This window comes from Escherichia sp. R1 (assembly GCF_003000935.1).
Lineage (GTDB): Bacteria > Pseudomonadota > Gammaproteobacteria > Enterobacterales > Enterobacteriaceae > Escherichia > Escherichia coli.
Map to the genome: position 1 here is coordinate 83,124 of NZ_PSRU01000022.1, position 18,716 is coordinate 101,839.

At 52.3% G+C, this 18,716-nt stretch carries 18 protein-coding genes and 1 rRNA gene; 10 read left to right on the forward strand and 9 right to left on the reverse strand.

Features of this window, described 5'->3' with window-relative positions; genetic code table 11:
• Positions 1 to 6: 6 nt before the first annotated feature.
• The 5 genes from dnaE to tilS all read left to right on the forward strand — a co-directional run bounded on the left by dnaE (position 7) and on the right by tilS (position 8,524).
• Positions 7 to 3,489 (forward strand): DNA polymerase III subunit alpha, encoded by a 3,483-nt coding sequence (gene dnaE, locus C4F37_RS22760; RefSeq protein WP_001294747.1) that lies wholly within the window; start codon positions 7 to 9, stop codon positions 3,487 to 3,489.
• A 12-nt stretch (positions 3,490 to 3,501) separates the two neighbouring features.
• Positions 3,502 to 4,461 carry an acetyl-CoA carboxylase carboxyl transferase subunit alpha gene (accA, locus tag C4F37_RS22765; protein ID WP_000055741.1) on the forward strand — a complete coding sequence of 320 codons (960 nt, stop codon included), beginning with the start codon at positions 3,502 to 3,504 and terminating at the stop codon, positions 4,459 to 4,461.
• Between the two features lie 97 nt (positions 4,462 to 4,558).
• The gene (gene ldcC, locus C4F37_RS22770) at positions 4,559 to 6,700 is read left to right on the forward strand and encodes a lysine decarboxylase LdcC (RefSeq protein ID WP_001540752.1); all 2,142 of its coding nucleotides are present in this window, start codon (positions 4,559 to 4,561) and stop codon (positions 6,698 to 6,700) included.
• A gap of 56 nt (positions 6,701 to 6,756) precedes the next feature.
• On the forward strand, positions 6,757 to 7,146 hold the full coding sequence (locus tag C4F37_RS22775) for a VOC family protein (RefSeq protein ID WP_000901082.1): 390 nt from the start codon (positions 6,757 to 6,759) through the stop codon (positions 7,144 to 7,146).
• 64 nt (positions 7,147 to 7,210) lie between these two features.
• A complete protein-coding gene (tilS, locus tag C4F37_RS22780; protein WP_001773843.1) occupies positions 7,211 to 8,524 on the forward strand; it encodes a tRNA lysidine(34) synthetase TilS in 1,314 nt (437 codons plus the stop codon).
• Positions 8,525 to 8,557: 33 nt separating this feature from the next.
• Here tilS and rof read toward each other — a convergent pair whose 3' ends face one another.
• Complete coding sequence (gene rof, locus C4F37_RS22785; RefSeq protein ID WP_000062305.1) at positions 8,558 to 8,818, reverse strand: Rho-binding antiterminator; 261 nt, start codon at positions 8,816 to 8,818, stop codon at positions 8,558 to 8,560.
• Positions 8,805 to 9,005, reverse strand: a complete 201-nt coding sequence (locus C4F37_RS22790; protein ID WP_000417058.1) for a YaeP family protein — start codon at positions 9,003 to 9,005, stop codon at positions 8,805 to 8,807. Before C4F37_RS22790 ends, rof begins: the two co-directional genes overlap by 14 nt.
• 165 nt (positions 9,006 to 9,170) lie before the next feature.
• Between C4F37_RS22790 and C4F37_RS22795 the strand changes: the two genes are divergently transcribed.
• Genes C4F37_RS22795 through nlpE form a run of 3 tightly spaced genes read left to right on the forward strand, consistent with a single transcriptional unit; the run spans position 9,171 to position 10,859 of the window.
• Positions 9,171 to 9,716, forward strand: coding sequence for a YaeQ family protein (locus tag C4F37_RS22795; protein WP_001540755.1), 546 nt, complete (start codon positions 9,171 to 9,173; stop codon positions 9,714 to 9,716).
• The gene (gene arfB / locus C4F37_RS22800; protein ID WP_000635534.1) at positions 9,713 to 10,135 is read left to right on the forward strand and encodes an alternative ribosome rescue aminoacyl-tRNA hydrolase ArfB; all 423 of its coding nucleotides are present in this window, start codon (positions 9,713 to 9,715) and stop codon (positions 10,133 to 10,135) included. The genes C4F37_RS22795 and arfB overlap by 4 nt, the downstream gene beginning before the upstream one ends.
• A gap of 13 nt (positions 10,136 to 10,148) precedes the next feature.
• Complete coding sequence (gene nlpE, locus C4F37_RS22805; protein ID WP_000239186.1) at positions 10,149 to 10,859, forward strand: envelope stress response activation lipoprotein NlpE; 711 nt, start codon at positions 10,149 to 10,151, stop codon at positions 10,857 to 10,859.
• A 155-nt stretch (positions 10,860 to 11,014) separates the two neighbouring features.
• On the opposite strand, the gene C4F37_RS22810 is transcribed toward nlpE, so the two are convergent.
• The 7 genes from C4F37_RS22810 to metN form a co-directional block, all read right to left on the reverse strand.
• Complete coding sequence (locus C4F37_RS22810; protein WP_000360465.1) at positions 11,015 to 11,839, reverse strand: YaeF family permuted papain-like enzyme; 825 nt, start codon at positions 11,837 to 11,839, stop codon at positions 11,015 to 11,017.
• 52 nt (positions 11,840 to 11,891) lie between these two features.
• Complete coding sequence (gene proS / locus C4F37_RS22815) at positions 11,892 to 13,610, reverse strand: proline--tRNA ligase (protein WP_001260694.1); 1,719 nt, start codon at positions 13,608 to 13,610, stop codon at positions 11,892 to 11,894.
• Positions 13,611 to 13,720: 110 nt separating this feature from the next.
• Complete coding sequence (gene tsaA / locus C4F37_RS22820) at positions 13,721 to 14,428, reverse strand: tRNA (N6-threonylcarbamoyladenosine(37)-N6)-methyltransferase TrmO (protein WP_000094007.1); 708 nt, start codon at positions 14,426 to 14,428, stop codon at positions 13,721 to 13,723.
• A complete protein-coding gene (rcsF, locus tag C4F37_RS22825) occupies positions 14,425 to 14,829 on the reverse strand; it encodes an Rcs stress response system protein RcsF (RefSeq protein WP_001202329.1) in 405 nt (134 codons plus the stop codon). The genes tsaA and rcsF overlap by 4 nt, the downstream gene beginning before the upstream one ends.
• Positions 14,830 to 14,946: 117 nt before the next feature.
• The gene (gene metQ, locus C4F37_RS22830) at positions 14,947 to 15,762 is read right to left on the reverse strand and encodes a methionine ABC transporter substrate-binding lipoprotein MetQ (protein ID WP_000874226.1); all 816 of its coding nucleotides are present in this window, start codon (positions 15,760 to 15,762) and stop codon (positions 14,947 to 14,949) included.
• Between the two features lie 39 nt (positions 15,763 to 15,801).
• Positions 15,802 to 16,455: a methionine ABC transporter permease MetI gene (locus C4F37_RS22835; RefSeq protein WP_001294595.1), complete on the reverse strand. Its 654-nt coding sequence runs from the start codon at positions 16,453 to 16,455 to the stop codon at positions 15,802 to 15,804.
• Complete coding sequence (gene metN / locus C4F37_RS22840; RefSeq protein ID WP_000593994.1) at positions 16,448 to 17,479, reverse strand: methionine ABC transporter ATP-binding protein MetN; 1,032 nt, start codon at positions 17,477 to 17,479, stop codon at positions 16,448 to 16,450. Before metN ends, C4F37_RS22835 begins: the two co-directional genes overlap by 8 nt.
• 187 nt (positions 17,480 to 17,666) lie before the next feature.
• On the opposite strand from metN, the gene gmhB reads away from it, so the two are divergent.
• Positions 17,667 to 18,239: a D-glycero-beta-D-manno-heptose 1,7-bisphosphate 7-phosphatase gene (gmhB, locus tag C4F37_RS22845; protein WP_001140167.1), complete on the forward strand. Its 573-nt coding sequence runs from the start codon at positions 17,667 to 17,669 to the stop codon at positions 18,237 to 18,239.
• A gap of 365 nt (positions 18,240 to 18,604) precedes the next feature.
• Positions 18,605 to 18,716 (forward strand): 16S ribosomal RNA (locus C4F37_RS22850); the annotation flags it as partial.

The window sequence follows — 18,716 nt, forward strand, 5'->3', positions numbered from 1 at the left end:
CTGAAGATGTCTGAACCACGTTTCGTACACCTGCGGGTGCACAGCGACTACTCGATGATCGATGGCCTGGCCAAAACCGCACCGCTGGTAAAAAAGGCGGCGGCGTTGGGTATGCCAGCACTGGCGATCACCGATTTCACCAACCTTTGCGGTCTGGTGAAGTTCTACGGAGCGGGACATGGCGCAGGGATTAAGCCCATCGTCGGGGCGGATTTTAACGTCCAGTGCGACCTGCTGGGTGATGAGTTAACCCACCTGACGGTGCTGGCGGCGAACAATACCGGCTATCAGAATCTGACGTTGCTGATCTCAAAAGCGTATCAGCGCGGGTACGGTGCCGCCGGGCCGATCATCGATCGCGACTGGCTTATCGAATTAAATGAAGGGTTGATCCTTCTTTCCGGCGGGCGCATGGGCGACGTTGGACGCAGTCTTTTGCGTGGTAACAGCGCGCTGGTAGATGAGTGTGTCGCGTTTTATGAAGAACACTTCCCGGATCGCTATTTTCTCGAGCTGATCCGCACCGGCAGGCCGGACGAAGAAAGCTATCTGCACGCGGCGGTGGAACTGGCGGAAGCGCGCGGTTTGCCCGTCGTGGCGACTAACGATGTGCGCTTTATCGACAGCAGCGACTTTGACGCACACGAAATCCGCGTCGCGATCCACGACGGCTTTACCCTCGACGATCCTAAACGCCCTCGTAACTATTCGCCGCAGCAATATATGCGTAGCGAAGAGGAGATGTGTGAGCTGTTTGCCGACATCCCCGAAGCCCTTGCCAACACCGTTGAGATTGCCAAACGTTGTAACGTAACCGTGCGTCTGGGTGAATACTTCCTGCCGCAATTCCCGACCGGGGACATGAGTACCGAAGATTATCTGGTCAAGCGTGCAAAAGAAGGCCTGGAAGAGCGTCTGGCATTTTTATTCCCTGACGAGGAAGAACGTCTTAAGCGTCGTCCGGAGTATGACGAACGTTTGGATACTGAACTTCAGGTTATCAACCAGATGGGCTTCCCGGGTTACTTCCTCATCGTTATGGAATTTATCCAGTGGTCGAAAGATAACGGTGTACCGGTAGGGCCAGGCCGTGGTTCTGGTGCAGGGTCACTGGTGGCCTACGCGTTAAAAATCACCGATCTCGATCCGCTGGAATTTGACCTGCTGTTCGAACGTTTCCTTAACCCGGAACGTGTCTCTATGCCTGACTTCGACGTTGACTTCTGTATGGAGAAACGTGACCAGGTTATCGAACATGTGGCGGACATGTACGGTCGCGATGCGGTATCGCAGATTATCACCTTCGGTACGATGGCGGCGAAAGCGGTGATCCGCGACGTAGGCCGTGTATTGGGGCATCCGTACGGATTTGTCGATCGTATCTCGAAACTGATCCCGCCCGATCCGGGTATGACGCTGGCGAAAGCGTTTGAAGCCGAGCCGCAGCTGCCGGAAATCTACGAAGCGGATGAAGAAGTTAAGGCGCTGATCGACATGGCGCGCAAACTGGAAGGGGTCACCCGTAACGCCGGTAAGCACGCCGGTGGGGTGGTTATCGCGCCGACCAAAATTACTGATTTTGCGCCGCTTTATTGCGATGAAGAGGGCAAACATCCGGTCACCCAGTTTGATAAAAGCGACGTTGAATACGCCGGGCTGGTGAAGTTCGACTTCCTCGGTTTGCGTACGCTCACCATCATCAACTGGGCGCTGGAGATGATCAACAAGCGGCGGGCGAAGAATGGCGAGCCGCCGCTGGATATCGCCGCGATCCCGCTGGATGACAAGAAAAGCTTCGACATGCTGCAACGCTCGGAAACCACGGCGGTATTCCAGCTTGAATCGCGCGGCATGAAGGACCTGATCAAGCGTCTGCAACCTGACTGCTTCGAAGATATGATCGCACTGGTGGCACTGTTCCGCCCCGGCCCGTTGCAATCAGGGATGGTGGATAACTTTATCGACCGTAAACATGGTCGCGAAGAGATCTCCTATCCGGACGTGCAGTGGCAGCATGAAAGCCTGAAACCGGTACTGGAGCCAACCTACGGCATCATCCTGTATCAGGAACAGGTCATGCAGATTGCCCAGGTGCTTTCTGGTTATACCCTCGGTGGCGCGGATATGCTGCGTCGTGCGATGGGTAAGAAAAAGCCGGAAGAGATGGCTAAGCAGCGTTCTGTATTTGCTGAAGGTGCAGAAAAGAACGGAATCAACGCCGAACTGGCGATGAAAATCTTCGACCTGGTGGAGAAATTCGCGGGTTACGGATTTAACAAATCGCACTCGGCGGCCTATGCTTTGGTGTCATATCAAACGTTATGGCTGAAAGCGCACTATCCGGCGGAGTTTATGGCGGCGGTAATGACCGCCGATATGGACAACACCGAGAAGGTGGTGGGCCTGGTGGATGAGTGCTGGCGGATGGGGCTGAAAATCCTGCCACCAGATATAAACTCCGGTCTTTACCATTTCCACGTCAACGACGACGGCGAAATCGTGTATGGTATTGGCGCGATCAAAGGGGTAGGTGAAGGCCCGATTGAGGCCATCATCGAAGCCCGTAATAAAGGCGGCTACTTCCGCGAACTGTTTGATCTCTGCGCCCGTACCGACACCAAAAAGTTAAACCGGCGGGTGCTGGAAAAACTGATCATGTCCGGGGCGTTTGACCGTCTTGGGCCACACCGCGCGGCGCTGATGAACTCGCTGGGCGATGCGTTAAAAGCGGCAGATCAACACGCGAAAGCGGAAGCTATCGGTCAGGCCGATATGTTCGGCGTGCTGGCCGAAGAGCCGGAACAAATTGAACAATCCTACGCCAGCTGCCAACCGTGGCCGGAGCAGGTGGTATTAGATGGGGAACGTGAAACGTTAGGTCTGTACCTGACGGGACACCCTATCAACCAGTATTTAAAAGAGATTGAGCGTTATGTCGGAGGCGTAAGGCTGAAAGACATGCACCCGACAGAACGTGGTAAAGTCATCACGGCTGCGGGGCTCGTTGTTGCCGCGCGGGTTATGGTCACCAAGCGCGGCAATCGTATCGGTATCTGCACGCTGGATGACCGTTCCGGGCGGCTGGAAGTGATGTTGTTTACTGACGCCCTGGATAAATACCAGCAATTGCTGGAAAAAGACCGCATACTTATCGTCAGCGGACAGGTCAGCTTTGATGACTTCAGCGGTGGGCTTAAAATGACCGCTCGCGAAGTGATGGATATTGACGAAGCCCGGGAAAAATATGCTCGCGGGCTTGCTATCTCGCTGACGGACAGGCAAATTGATGACCAGCTTTTAAACCGACTCCGTCAGTCTCTGGAACCCCACCGCTCTGGGACAATTCCAGTACATCTCTACTATCAGAGGGCGGATGCACGCGCGCGATTGCGTTTTGGCGCGACGTGGCGTGTCTCTCCGAGCGATCGTTTATTAAACGATCTCCGTGGCCTCATTGGTTCGGAGCAGGTGGAACTGGAGTTTGACTAATACAGGAATACTATGAGTCTGAATTTCCTTGATTTTGAACAGCCGATTGCAGAGCTGGAAGCGAAAATCGATTCTCTGACCGCGGTTAGCCGTCAGGATGAGAAACTGGATATTAACATCGATGAAGAAGTGCATCGTTTGCGTGAAAAAAGCGTAGAACTGACGCGTAAAATCTTCGCCGATCTCGGTGCATGGCAGATTGCGCAACTGGCACGCCATCCACAGCGTCCTTATACCCTGGATTACGTTCGCCTGGCATTTGATGAATTTGACGAACTGGCTGGAGACCGCGCGTATGCAGACGATAAAGCTATCGTCGGTGGTATCGCCCGTCTCGATGGTCGTCCGGTGATGATCATTGGTCATCAAAAAGGTCGTGAAACCAAAGAAAAAATTCGCCGTAACTTTGGTATGCCAGCGCCAGAAGGTTACCGCAAAGCACTGCGTCTGATGCAAATGGCTGAACGTTTTAAGATGCCTATCATCACCTTTATCGACACCCCGGGGGCTTATCCGGGCGTGGGCGCAGAAGAACGTGGTCAGTCTGAAGCCATTGCACGCAACCTGCGTGAAATGTCTCGCCTCGGCGTACCGGTAGTTTGTACGGTTATCGGTGAAGGTGGTTCTGGTGGTGCGCTGGCGATTGGCGTGGGCGATAAAGTGAATATGCTGCAATACAGCACCTATTCCGTTATCTCGCCGGAAGGTTGTGCGTCCATTCTGTGGAAGAGCGCTGACAAAGCGCCGCTGGCGGCTGAAGCGATGGGTATCATCGCTCCGCGTCTGAAAGAGCTGAAACTGATCGACTCCATCATCCCGGAACCGCTGGGCGGTGCTCACCGTAACCCGGAAGCGATGGCGGCGTCTCTGAAAGCGCAGCTGCTGGCGGATCTGGCCGATCTCGACGTGTTAAGCACTGAAGATTTAAAAAATCGTCGTTATCAGCGCCTGATGAGCTACGGCTACGCGTAATCGGCAAATGTTCTGAAAAGGGTCACTTCGGTGGCCCTTTTTTATCGCCACGGTTTGAGCAGGCTATGATTAAGGAAGGATTTACCAGGAGGAACACATGAACATCATTGCCATTATGGGACCGCATGGCGTCTTTTATAAAGATGAGCCCATCAAAGAACTGGAGTCGGCGCTGGTGGCGCAAGGCTTTCAGATTATCTGGCCACAAAACAGCGTTGATTTGCTGAAGTTTATCGAACATAACCCACGAATTTGCGGCGTGATTTTTGACTGGGATGAGTACAGTCTCGATTTATGTAGCGATATCAATCAACTTAATGAATATCTCCCGCTTTATGCCTTCATCAACACCCACTCGACGATGGATGTCAGCGTGCAGGATATGCGGATGGCGCTCTGGTTTTTTGAATATGCGCTGGGGCAGGCGGAAGATATCGCCATTCGTATGCGTCAGTACACCAACGAATATCTTGATAACATTACGCCGCCGTTCACGAAAGCCTTGTTTACCTACGTCAAAGAGCGGAAGTACACCTTTTGTACGCCGGGGCATATGGGCGGCACCGCATATCAAAAAAGCCCGGTTGGCTGTCTGTTTTATGATTTTTTCGGCGGGAATACCCTCAAGGCGGACGTCTCTATTTCGGTCACCGAGCTTGGTTCGTTGCTCGACCACACCGGGCCACACCTGGAAGCGGAAGAGTACATCGCGCGGACGTTTGGCGCGGAACAGAGTTATATCGTTACCAACGGAACATCGACGTCGAACAAAATTGTGGGTATGTACGCCGCGCCATCCGGCAGTACGCTGTTGATCGACCGCAATTGTCATAAATCGCTGGCGCATCTGTTGATGATGAACGATGTAGTGCCAGTCTGGCTGAAACCGACGCGTAATGCGTTGGGGATTCTGGGTGGGATCCCGCGCCGTGAATTTACTCGCGACAGCATCGAAGAGAAAGTCGCTGCCACCACGCAGGCACAATGGCCGGTTCATGCGGTGATCACCAACTCCACCTATGATGGCTTGCTCTACAACACCGACTGGATCAAACAGACGCTGGATGTCCCGTCGATTCACTTCGATTCTGCCTGGGTGCCGTACACCCATTTTCATCCAATCTACCAGGGTAAAAGTGGTATGAGCGGCGAGCGTGTTGCAGGAAAAGTGATCTTCGAAACGCAGTCGACCCACAAAATGCTGGCGGCGTTATCGCAGGCGTCGCTGATCCACATTAAAGGTGAGTATGACGAAGAGGCGTTTAACGAAGCCTTTATGATGCATACCACCACCTCGCCCAGTTATCCCATTGTTGCTTCTGTTGAGACGGCGGCGGCGATGTTGCGTGGTAATCCGGGCAAACGGCTGATTAACCGTTCAGTAGAACGAGCTCTGCATTTTCGCAAAGAGGTCCAGCGGCTGCGGGAAGAGTCTGACGGCTGGTTTTTCGATATCTGGCAACCGCCGCAGGTGGATGAAGCCGAATGCTGGCCCGTTGCGCCTGGCGAACAGTGGCACGGCTTTAGCGATGCGGATGCCAATCACATGTTTCTCGATCCGGTTAAAGTCACTATTTTGACACCGGGGATGGACGAGCAGGGCAATATGAGCGAGGAGGGGATCCCGGCGGCGCTGGTGGCAAAATTCCTCGACGAACGTGGGATCGTAGTAGAGAAAACCGGCCCTTATAACCTGCTGTTTCTCTTTAGTATTGGCATCGATAAAACCAAAGCAATGGGATTATTGCGTGGGTTGACGGAATTTAAGCGCTCTTACGATCTCAACCTGCGGATCAAAAATATGCTGCCCGATCTCTATGCAGAAGATCCCGATTTCTACCGCAATATGCGTATTCAGGATCTGGCGCAAGGGATCCATAAGCTGATTCGTAAACACGATCTTCCCGGTTTGATGTTGCGGGCATTTGATACCTTGCCGGAGATGATCATGACGCCACATCAGGCATGGCAGAGACAGATTAAAGGCGAAGTAGAAACCATTGCGCTGGAACAACTGGTCGGTAGAGTATCGGCAAATATGATCCTGCCTTATCCACCCGGCGTACCGCTGCTGATGCCGGGAGAAATGCTTACCGAAGAGAGCCGCACGGTACTCGATTTTCTACTGATGCTTTGTTCCGTAGGGCAACATTACCCCGGTTTTGAAACGGATATTCACGGCGCGAAACAGGACGAAGACGGTGTTTACCGCGTACGAGTCCTAAAAATGGCAGGATAACTTGCCAGAGCGGCTTCCGGGCGAGTAACGTGCTGTTAACAAATAAAGGAGACGTTATGCTGGGTTTAAAACAGGTTCACCATATTGCGATTATTGCGACGGATTATGCGATGAGCAAAGCTTTCTACTGCGATATTCTTGGTTTCACGCTGCAAAGCGAAGTCTATCGCGAAGCGCGCGACTCGTGGAAAGGGGATTTGGCGCTTAATGGACAATATGTGATTGAGCTTTTCTCATTTCCGTTCCCGCCGGAGCGCCCCAGCCGACCGGAAGCTTGCGGCCTGCGTCATCTGGCTTTTAGCGTTGATGATATCGATGCGGCAGTGGCGCACCTTGAAAGCCATAACGTGAAGTGTGAAGCCATCCGTGTCGATCCCTACACGCAAAAACGCTTCACGTTCTTTAACGATCCGGACGGGCTGCCGTTGGAACTGTATGAGCAGTAAGGCTTGTCATCGCCGCATTTGCCCGGTAACGTGCCCGGCATTGCTACTGTAAAATCGCACCATCATGACACTCACGCTCAATAGACAACTTCTCTCCTCACGCCAGATTCTGGTGGCCTTTAGCGGCGGCCTTGATTCTACTGTCTTACTGCATCAACTGGTGCAGTGGCGGACGGAAAATCCGGGCGTCACTCTGCGCGCTATCCATGTGCATCACGGTTTAAGCGCCAATGCTGATGCCTGGGTGAAACATTGTGAAAACATCTGCCAACAGTGGCAGGTGCCGCTGGTGGTCGAACGTGTGCAGCTTGCGCAAGAGGGGCTAGGTATTGAGGCCCAGGCGCGGCAGGCACGTTATCAGGCATTTGCCCGCACCTTGTTGCCCGGTGAAGTGCTGGTTACAGCGCAACATCTCGACGATCAATGTGAAACCTTTCTGCTGGCGCTAAAACGCGGTAGCGGCCCTGCCGGGCTTTCGGCTATGGCGGAAGTTTCGGAGTTTGCCGGAACACAGCTTATCCGCCCGTTGCTTGCCCGCACGCGGGGGGAACTGGTGCAGTGGGTGTTGGCGCATGGTTTACGCTGGATTGAAGACGAAAGTAATCAGGATGATAGCTACGATCGTAACTTTCTGCGCCTGCGCGTAGTGCCGTTATTGCAGCAGCGTTGGCCGCATTTTGCCGAAGCAACAGCCCGCAGCGCCGCACTTTGCGCTGAACAAGAGAGCCTGTTAGATGAACTGCTGGCGGATGATTTAGCGCACTGTCAAACTCCGCAGGGGACGCTGCAGATTGCGCCAATGCTGGCGATGAGTGATGCCCGTCGCGCGGCGATTATCCGCCGCTGGCTGGCAGGGCAGAATGCACCGATGCCTTCCCGCGACGCGTTGGTGAGGATCTGGCAGGAAGTGGCGCTGGCGCGAGAAGATGCTTCCCCCTGTTTACGTTTGGGTGCGTTTGAAATCCGCCGCTATCAGTCGCAACTGTGGTGGATTAAATCCGTCACTGGGCAAAGCGAAACCATTCTGCCGTGGCAGACGTGGCTACAACCGCTGGAATTACCGGCGGGGCTGGGAAGTGTACAGCTTACTGCGGGAGGCGATATTCGCCCTCCGCGTGCAGACGAAGCGGTCAGCGTGCGTTTCAAAGCGCCAGGATTGCTGCATATTGTCGGGCGCAACGGCGGACGTAAGCTGAAGAAAATCTGGCAAGAGTTAGGCGTTCCGCCGTGGCTACGTGACACCACGCCACTGCTGTTTTATGGCGAAACGCTGATTGCGGCGGCAGGGGTATTTGTGACGCAAGAAGGTGTGGCTGTAGGTGAGAATGGCGTCAGTTTTGTCTGGCAGAAAACGCTTAGTCAAGTGAAAGCCGGATAAGACGCATCAAACGTCGCATCCGGCGAAAGTCAATCAGGACTCGCTCACCACCACCGTACCGATTTCCGGGTGGCTAAAGCTGGTAATTTTATCCAGACGCAGCTCGCGGGTTGCACCAGCGGCCTCGACGACCAGATACTCCACATTTTTGCGGGAGACTAAATCGCTGGCCTTCGCCTGCAATTTTTCGCCATCTTTCAGCTCAAGTGCCAGCATTAAATGATGCTGGCAGGCGAGCTCAAGATTATCGTAATCATCACAATTGATTGGTTGATACGTATCATTCATTGACATAATCGCTCACCAGTAAGTTTGCCGCAGCGTATGCTGCTTTTTCCCTGACAGCCTCAGAAAGGGCGTCGTCGGCAGCCATTTCATTCAGCACTTTCAAAACGCAGCCCAGCGCGTCCGGAACGTATCCTAAGTCTCCGCTGGCGATTTCCGCGTACCGCTTGCGTATTAACTCACAATATTTTTCCACATGCCCTCCTGTCAGCACTCTGACTTAACCGTGGATGCAAGTCTAAGCCTACGAAGATAAACTCTGTTTCGCAAGGTGACTATACCACACTCATTTCTGCAATATCAGCGCCGCAACTGCACGTATTCCGTTACAATGGCCTCCTGATTCGAAAGGAGTTTTCTTATGGCGCTTAAAGCGACAATTTATAAAGCGACGGTTAATGTGGCCGATCTCGACCGCAACCAGTTTCTCGATGCCTCTCTGACGCTGGCGCGCCATCCTTCAGAAACCCAGGAGCGCATGATGCTGCGCCTGCTGGCGTGGCTAAAATATGCCGATGAACGTCTGCAATTTACCCGTGGTTTGTGTGCCGATGATGAGCCGGAAGCGTGGCTGCGTAACGATCATTTGGGTATTGATTTGTGGATTGAGCTGGGGCTGCCGGATGAGCGACGGATTAAGAAAGCCTGCACCCAGGCCGCAGAAGTGGCGCTGTTTGCCTATAATAGTCGGGCGGCGCAAATCTGGTGGCAGCAAAATCAGAGCAAATGTGCGCAGTTTGCCAATCTTTCCATCTGGTATCTGGACGATGAACAACTGGCGAAAGTAAGCGCCTTTGCCGATCGTACCATGACGCTGCAGGCAACGATTCAGGATGGCGTGATCTGGTTATCGGATGATAAGAATAATCTGGAAGTGAACTTAACCGCCTGGCAACAACCTTCATGATTGTGATTTCCCGACATGTTGCTATCCCCGATGGTGAGCTTGAGATCACCGCCATTCGTGCGCAGGGCGCGGGCGGGCAGCATGTTAATAAGACCTCAACGGCTATTCATCTGCGTTTTGACATTCGGGCGTCCAGCCTGCCAGAGTATTACAAAGAACGTCTGCTCGCCGCCAGCCATCACTTGATCAGCAGTGATGGGGTGATTGTCATTAAGGCACAGGAATACCGCAATCAGGAGCTCAACCGCGAAGCGGCGCTGGCCCGGCTGGTGGCAGTGATTAAAGATTTAACAACAGAACAAAAAGCCCGACGACCCACGCGGCCCACCCGCGCATCAAAAGAGCGCAGGCTGGCATCGAAAGCACAAAAATCAAGCGTGAAGGCGATGCGCGGCAAAGTGCGCAGCGGTCGGGAATAAAAAGAAGGAATGGATGGTGAAAAAAGCGATAGTGACAGCGATGGCTGTAATCAGCCTCTTTACTCTGATGGGATGTAATAATCGGGCCGAAGTCGATACGCTTTCTCCGGCACAGGCTGCCGAACTGAAACCGATGCCGCAAAGTTGGCGCGGCGTGCTGCCGTGTGCTGATTGCGAAGGAATCGAAACCTCTCTGTTCCTCGAAAAAGACGGAACCTGGGTGATGAATGAGCGTTATCTGGGGGCTCGTGAAGAACCTTCCTCCTTCGCTTCCTACGGTACATGGGCGCGAACCGCTGACAAGCTGGTATTAACCGATAGCAAAGGTGAAAAGTCATATTATCGCGCGAAAGGAGATGCGCTGGAGATGCTCGATCGTGAAGGTAATCCGATTGAATCGCAGTTCAACTATACGCTGGAACCGGCACAATCCAGCTTACCCATGACACCGATGACCCTGCGGGGCATGTATTTTTATATGGCTGATGCGGCGACCTTCACTGATTGCGCGACCGGAAAACGTTTCATGGTGGCGAATAACGCAGAGCTGGAGCGTGGCTACCTGGCTGCGCGCGGTAACAGTGAAAAACCGGTATTACTGTCAGTAGAAGGTCACTTTACGCTTGAGGCTAATCCGGATACCGGTGCGCCGACCAAAGTATTAGCGCCCGATACGGCAGGTAAATTTTACCCAAACCAGGATTGCAGTAGTTTGGGGCTGTAACCCGTCTTGAGACAGAAACAAATGAAATATTGCCTCATGCGCTGCGCTTATCAGTCCTAAAGCATACAATGCAATATTTTGAATTAGCACAATTTTGTAGGCCGGATAAGGCGTTCACGCCGCATCCGGCATTTTGCGCACGAGGCTGGCTTTTATCACTGAGTCAGCCCAACAAAGCGGCCTGCCTTGATATAAATCCCAGGCTTCATGTGCCCAACATACTGTAACTGCGTTTCTGGCTTAAACGCAGAGATATCGCCAGTACGCATATGCATCAGATCGGCAGGGCTAATCCAGCCTGATTGCGCCAGCGTAAGCGGATGCCCGGCTTTGGCAAATGCATCAGTGACAAATTCCGAACAAAACCACGACTTTTTGTCTCCTTCGCCCACACTGCTTAACTGCGCTTTCGCCAGGCCGCTGACGCACTGTTGACGAAAATCCTCGGAGAACGGATTTAGTGAGCACATCTGGCGAGTCACCATAAATGGAATAAATTCGACAATGCCGCGATAGTTGTAACCGCTATCTTTAATTTTGTTGGCGAACGCGGTGATTTCTGTGGCTTGTTGCGGGGTAAGATCCGGGACTCGTAAGACGAAAAGCTTATCACTATGCTTTATGGCTTTTTTAAGGGAAACAATCTGGACGCCAGCGCCTGTCGCTTCGGCAACGTTATTATCTCCCAAATAGATTGCAACGTGACTCACAGAGGAAGTGCTGAATACGCGGATACCAAATGAGGTTACCCCAAGGCTTGAGGAGAAAAGCAAATCGCCGGGTTTGAGATCTGGTTCCGTTATTTCTTTTATTGATTGTTCGGTGAAAGAGCTTTGATGCTGGAATTTAACAGCCCATGTTTTCGCCTCGGCATTTACCACTGTGGCTGATGAGTCTGGCTGGCTGATATCAACGGTACAGGCCGAAAGTAAAAGAAAGCAGGGGAGAAGCAGGCGGCAGTACGCCTTTGGTTTATCCATTTTATACAATCCATGTAAAAAAGGGCCCCGAAATTCAGGACCCTTTCTGGCATCAGCCTTTAATCTGTTTCACCAGATAATCGACGATGTCACCAGTCTTAATTAACTGTTTCTCGCCGTTACGACGATATTTATATTCGATATCATCGTTGTCGAGGTTACGGTCGCCCAGCACAATAGTGTGCGGAATACCGATCAGTTCCATATCAGCAAACATCACGCCCGGACGCTCTTTGCGGTCATCCAGCAGCACTTCGATACCTTGTGCGCGCAGTTCGCTGTACAGTTTCTCAGCAAGTTCCTGTACGCGGAAGGATTTGTGCATGTTCATTGGCAGAATCGCCACCTGGAACGGCGCGATAGCGTCAGGCCATACGATGCCGCGTTCGTCGTAGTTCTGCTCAATCGCCGCAGCTACCACACGCGTTACGCCGATACCGTAGCAACCCATCGTCAGGATTTGGTTACGGCCATCTTCACCCTGTACGGAGGCTTTCAGTGCTTCGGAGTACTTGGTACCCAGCTGGAAGATGTGACCGACTTCGATACCACGTTTGATCAGCAGCGTACCCTGACCATCCGGGCTTGGATCGCCAGCCACCACGTTGCGGATATCAGCAATTTCCGGGGTAGCGACATCGCGATCCCAGTTGATACCGAAGTAGTGTTTACCATCGATGTTAGCACCAGCAGCGAAATCACTCATCGCCGCAACGGTACGGTCAATCACCACCGGAATCGGCATGTTTACCGGACCCAGTGAACCCGGACCGGCTTTAACCACGGCACGAATTTCTTCTTCGGTCGCAAAAGTCAGCGGGCTGGCAACCTGCGGCAGTTTTTCTGCTTTAACTTCGTTCAGCTCGTGGTCACCGCGCACCAGCAGCGCAACCAGCGGGAAGCTACTGCCTTCAACGGCTTTAACCAGCAGAGTCTTAACCGTTTTCTCAATCGGCAGATTGAACTGTTCAACCAGTTCCGCGATGGTCTTCGCGTTCGGCGTATCAACCAGCGTCATTTCCTGGGTAGCAGCAGCGCGCGGTTCTTTCGGCGCGATAGCTTCTGCCAGTTCAATGTTCGCTGCATAGTCAGAAGTATCGGAGAAGACCACATCGTCTTCACCGCTCTGCGCCAGCACCTGAAATTCGTGAGAGGCGCTACCGCCGATAGAACCGGTATCGGCCTGTACGGCGCGGAAATCCAGCCCCATGCGGCTGAAGATTTTGCTGTAGGCCGCATACATTGCATCGTAGGTTTCCTGCAGGGATTCCTGAGAAGTATGGAAAGAGTAAGCATCTTTCATCAGGAATTCGCGGGAACGCATGACGCCGAAACGCGGACGCACTTCGTCGCGGAACTTGGTCTGGATCTGATAGAAGTTCAGCGGCAGCTGTTTGTAAGAGCTCAGCTCGTTACGAATCAGGTCTGTAATCACTTCTTCATGAGTTGGGCCGAGTACGAACGGACGGTCACCACGGTCAGCAATACGCAGCAATTCCGGGCCATACTGTTCCCAACGACCACTCTCTTGCCACAGTTCAGATGGCTGAACCACCGGCATTAACACCTCGATCGCACCGGCGTTGTTCATCTCTTCACGCACGATGTTTTCGACTTTTTTCAGAACGCGCACGCCGGTCGGCAGCCAGGTATATAACCCGGAGGCCAGCTTGCGGATCATCCCGGCGCGCAGCATCAGCTGATGGCTGATCACCTCGGCGTCGGCAGGTGTCTCCTTGAGAGTGGAGAGCAGGTATTGGCTAGTACGCATGTTGTTACGGTTCCAGTTGGAAGGTAGAACAGGCTCAAGGCGAGCCTGGGACAAAAAAAGTGATTTAGTTTACCAGTGCAAAAGAAATGTCAAAAGAGAAGGGCGTGAATTTAACGCGGTTCCAGCGCAAAGACTTCAAAACCTGCGTCGGTGACGCGCCAGCGAACGTTAAAATCATGCAGCCAGACGGCATAGGTTTTGCCCGTTTCCTCACCTTTACGATAGGCCGGGCGCGGGTCCTGCGCCAGTACTTCGCGGATAAACAGCGTTAACTGCGGATAACGCTTCTTCAGCGTCAAAAGCTGCTTTTCGACCTCTGCGGTAAAACACACCGCCATTTCTGCCGCTGGCGCACTTTGCGCATAGCTGGCACTGGCATCGGGAAGCGATTCGGCAAAGGGGAGATACGGTTTGATATCCACTACCGGCGTACCATCGACCAGATCCAGACTGCCGAGCTTCAGAATCACGCTGTCTTTATGGCAAACAACCTCTTTCAGCTCTACCAGCGACATACCAATTGGGTTAGGGCGAAAAGTGGAGCGCGTAGCGAAAACACCCATTCTGGCATTACCGCCAAGACGAGGCGGACGCACAGTCGGACGCCAGCCGCCTTCCATCGTTTGATGAAAGACGAAAAGGATCCATAAATGGCTGAATGCTTCCAGGCCGCGAACGGCGTCGGCCTGGTTGTAGGGAGCAATGAGATGTAGTTCGCCGTTGGCGCTTTTTACCAGACCTGGCTGGCGCGGAACGGCGAATTTTTCTTTATAGGGCGAGCGAATAACGCCTATTTGCTCGAACTGGAAACTGCTCATTTCGCCGTGATGTTAAGCGCAGAACCGATACATACAGCCTGACGATAGCAGCCTGGCGTACCGCTGGTGACTTCGCAGCTATGCAGTAATACCGCATTGGCTTTCATTTTCGAGGCGTTGATTTGCATCCGCTTACGTGCGGTTGGAATGCTCGGCGGAGAGTCCTGATTAGAGGCCTGGCAAGAGTCGCCACTGACTTCACCGAGATCGCGGAACGGTTTGCCGACTAATTCTTCTGCATTGGTATAAATTCGGACCGGCGTGGCGCGCGGCGCTTTCGGTTTTGCAGGCTCCGCTTTCGGCTGGGGTGCAGTGCTTTGAACGGGTTCGACAGGGGATCTGCTTAACATGGAACAGCCGCTTAGCATGAGTGCTACTAAACAGATCGGTAAAGCACGCATAGTATTTCCTCAATGTATGATCAAAACGTCAATATTGAATCAGGCGCTTGTAAAAATGACAAGACGGGCAAGCGCCCGTCCTGAATGATATTACAAATTGTGGAAACAGCCTAAATATTACCAGCCTTTAACAGCGCCGCCGTTAAACACTTTGTTTGCTGCTTCGTAAACTTCGTCAGACTGATAAGCCTGAACGAATTTCTTCACGTTTTCGGCGTCTTTGTTGTCTTCACGCGTTACGATCAGGTTTACGTACGGGGACTCTTTATCTTCGACAAAGATACCGTCTTTCGCTGGAGTCAGGCCAATCTGGCTGGCATAGGTGGTATTGATAACTGCCAGAGCGATTTGCGCGTCGTCCAGAGAGCGCGGCAGCTGCGGTGCTTCCAGTTCAACAATTTTCAGATTTTTTGGGTTCTCAACAACATCAAGAACGGTCGGCAGCAGGCCAACGCCATCTTTCAGTTTGATCAAGCCCACTTTTTGCAGCAGCAGCAGTGAACGACCAAGGTTAGTTGGGTCGTTTGGCACGGCAACCTGCGAACCATCCTGCAGTTCATCCAGTGATTTGATTTTCTTGGAGTAACCTGCAATCGGATAAACAAAAGTGTTGCCTACTGCGACCAGTTTGTAGCCACGATCTTTCAGTTGCTGATCAAGGTACGGTTTATGCTGGAAGGCGTTGGCGTCGATATCGCCTTTGCTCAATGCTTCGTTTGGCAGAACATAGTCGTTGAAGGTTACCAGCTCAACGTCCAGGCCATATTTGTCTTTCGCAACTTTCTGCGCGACTTCTGCAACCTGCTGTTCGGCACCAACAATCACGCCGACTTTAATGTGGTTTGGATCTTTTTCATCCTGACCGCAGCCTACCAGTGCCAGTGATCCAATCAGGGCTCCCACTGCCGCAAAGGTTTTGAATTTGAACGCCATACCTTATTCCTTCTTCAATTATTTATGTTGTGTTGAACGTTACTTGCGAGTGACAGCCCGGACGATGCGGTCGCCTGCGAACTGAATTAAATAAACCAGAATGACCAGCAATACCAGTACCGTATTCATCACCGTCGCGTTATAGCCGATGTAGCCATACTGATAGCCAATCTGACCTAAACCACCGGCACCGACTGCACCACCCATCGCGGAATAACCGACCAGGGTAATCAGGGTGATAGTTGCCGCATTCACCAGACCCGGCAACGCTTCCGGTAACAGCACTTTACGAACGATCTGCATTGGCGTGGCACCCATTGCGCGGGAGGCTTCAATTAACCCGGTTGGGATCTCCAGCAGAGCGTTCTCGACCATACGGGCAATAAACGGTGCTGCACCAACGGTTAACGGAACAATCGCTGCCTGCAATCCAATCGATGTACCGACAATAACGCGGGTAAACGGAATCATCCATACCAGCAAGATAATGAACGGGATGGAACGGAAAATGTTCACAATCGCAGAAATGGTACGATACAACTTCGCGTTAGCAATAATTTGCCCCGGACGCGTGACATAAAGCAGAACGCCAACCGGCAGACCAATCACAAAGCCAAAAAAACCGGATACGAAGGTCATTGCCAGCGTTTCCCATACGCCACGAACCAGCAGCCACATCATCGGCTCAGACATAACCCAGTACCTCTACTTTTACATGGTGTTCCTGCAGCCAGGCAATGGCGGCTTGCGTATCTTGTTGTGTGCCGTGCATTTCAGTCAGCATGATGCCGAACTTAACGCCACCGGCGTAATCCATCTGCGCGCTAATAATGTTGTTGTTGACGTTGAAACGACGCGCGGTTTCAGAAAGCAGTGGGGCATCGACCGATTGACCGGTAAACTCCAGACGCAGCATCGGCACGCAGTCAGTGAATGGTTCCGCTTGCAGACGCTCCTGATAATCTTCCGGGATATCCAGATGCAGGGTCGACTGAATAAACTTCTGCGCCAGCGGCGTTTTCGGATGCGAGAACACTTCACTTACCGTGTCCTGCTCGATCAGTTCGCCATTACTGATAACCGCCACGCAATCACAAATGCGCTTCACAACGTCCATTTCGTGGGTGATCAACAGAATCGTCAAACCCAGACGGCGGTTGATGTCTTTAAGCAGTTCGAGAATAGAACGTGTCGTTGCCGGGTCCAGCGCGCTGGTGGCTTCATCACACAGCAATACTTTAGGATTGCTGGCTAACGCACGGGCAATCGCCACACGCTGTTTCTGCCCACCGGAAAGGTTCGACGGATAGCTATCATGCTTATCACCAAGACCAACCAATGACAGCAATTCCGTCACGCGACGTTTGATTTCGTCTTTCGGCGTGTTGTCCAGCTCCAGCGGCAGAGCCACGTTGCCAAAAACAGTACGCGAAGAGAGCAGGTTAAAATGCTGGAAAATCATACCAATCTGGCGGCGAGCTTTAGTCAACTCAGATTCTGACAGCGTGGTCAGCTCCTGGCCATCAACCAGCACGCTACCCTCGGTTGGGCGCTCCAGCAGGTTTACACAACGTATAAGCGTACTCTTACCCGCGCCTGAGGCACCGATAACGCCATAAATTTGTCCAGCTGGCACATGCAGGCTGACGTTGTTCAACGCCTGGATGGTGCGGGTGCCCTGGTGGAACACTTTGGTGATATTCGAAAGTTTTATCATTGATTATTTATTATCGTCATTAAGTTAGTCGTGGCATTTCGAATGCCTGGAACGGGCATCGCCGTCAATGAAATGGATGTTAAGGCATCCAGACGTCTAAATCAATCAGGTTTATGCGAAGAGCACTTTCTTGCAGGTCGAAACATGCGATACTAGCGTCACATGCCTTATTAAGGAGCTATAAAAGGTGGCGAAGAGCGTACCCGCAATTTTTCTTGACCGTGATGGCACCATTAATGTTGATCACGGCTATGTCCATGAGATCGACAACTTTGAATTTATCGACGGTGTTATTGACGCCATGCGCGAGCTAAAAAAAATGGGCTTTGCGCTGGTGGTAGTAACCAACCAGTCTGGCATTGCTCGCGGTAAATTTACTGAAGCACAGTTTGAAACGCTGACCGAGTGGATGGACTGGTCGCTGGCGGACCGCGATGTCGATCTGGATGGCATCTATTATTGCCCGCATCATCCGCAGGGTAGTGTTGAAGAGTTTCGCCAGGTCTGCGACTGCCGCAAACCACATCCGGGGATGTTTTTGTCAGCACGCGATTATTTGCATATTGATATGGCCGCTTCTTATATGGTGGGCGATAAATTAGAAGATATGCAGGCAGCGGCTGCGGCGAGCGTGGGAACAAAAGTGCTGGTGCGTACGGGTAAACCTATTACGCCTGAAGCAGAAAACGCGGCGGATTGGGTGTTAAATAGTCTGGCAGACCTTCCGCAAGCGATAAAAAAGCAGCAAAAACCGGCGTGATGATTAAAAGATGAGCGGTTGAAATAAAAATGCATTTTTCCGCTTGTCTTCCTGAAACGACTCCCTATAATGCGCCTCCATCGACACGGCGGATGTGAATCACTTTACACAAACAGCCGGTTCGGTTGAAGAGAAAAATCCTGAAATTCAGGGTTGACTCTGAAAGAGGAAAGCGTAATATACGCCACCTCGCGACAGTGAGCTGAAAGCCGCGTCGCAACTGCTCTTTAACAATTTATCAGACAATCTGTGTGGGCACTCGAAGATACGGATTCTTAACGTCGCAAGACGAAAAATGAATACCAAGTCTCAGGAGTGAACACGTAATTCATTACGAAGTTTAATTCTTTGAGCATCAAACTTTTAAATTGAAGAGTTTGATCATGGCTCAGATTGAACGCTGGCGGCAGGCCTAACACATGCAAGTCGAACGGTAACAGGAAGCAGCTTGCTGCTTTGCTGACGAGTGGCGGACGG